General features: G+C 44.8%; 1 protein-coding gene. It reads right to left on the bottom strand.

The window, feature by feature from the left end; genetic code table 11:
• The coding region (locus WH87_RS20525; protein ID WP_046173270.1) for a hypothetical protein at positions 1-522 on the bottom strand (522 nt) is incomplete at both ends.

The following is a 522-nucleotide window of genomic DNA, read 5'->3' as shown; positions in this document are numbered from 1 at the left end:
GGGCCGTTTGATCCTCGGGCTCGCGCTGAAGCTGTCGTCCTTCTTTGTACTTTTTCTCTTCTTTTCTTTTTCCTTTCTGTTCTTCCACCCCTCCTTCTCTTCCTTCCTCCTTTTCCCCCTTCTCTCTTTTTTCTTTCTTTTCTCTCTTCTTCCCTCCTTTCTTTCTCTTTCTCCTCTTTCTTTCCTTTCCTTTTTTCTTTTTCTCCTCCTCTTCCTCTTTTTCCTCTTCCTTTTCTTTCCCTCTTTTCTTTTCTTTCTTCTTCTCTCTCTCCTTTTCCTTTCTTTTCCTTTTCTTTCCTCTTTTTTCTTCCATCTTCTTCTCTATCCCGTTTCTTTTACTCTTCTCTCTTTCTCTTCCTCCTTTTTTTCTTTCTCTCCCTTCTTTCTTCTCCCTCTTTCTCCTCCCCCTTCCTCTCCTTTCTTGCCGTTCTTCCGCCTCCCCTCTTCCGCCTCCTGCTTTCTCTTTTCGCCGAATTCTCCCCCTCCTTCCCCTATTCTTCCCCCTTCTTCCTTCCCCCCTCT

It is taken from the genome of Devosia epidermidihirudinis (genome assembly GCF_000971295.1).
Taxonomy (GTDB): domain Bacteria; phylum Pseudomonadota; class Alphaproteobacteria; order Rhizobiales; family Devosiaceae; genus Devosia; species Devosia epidermidihirudinis.
Note: the sequence above shows the minus strand (reverse complement) of the source record. Positions and strands in the feature narration are given on the sequence as shown.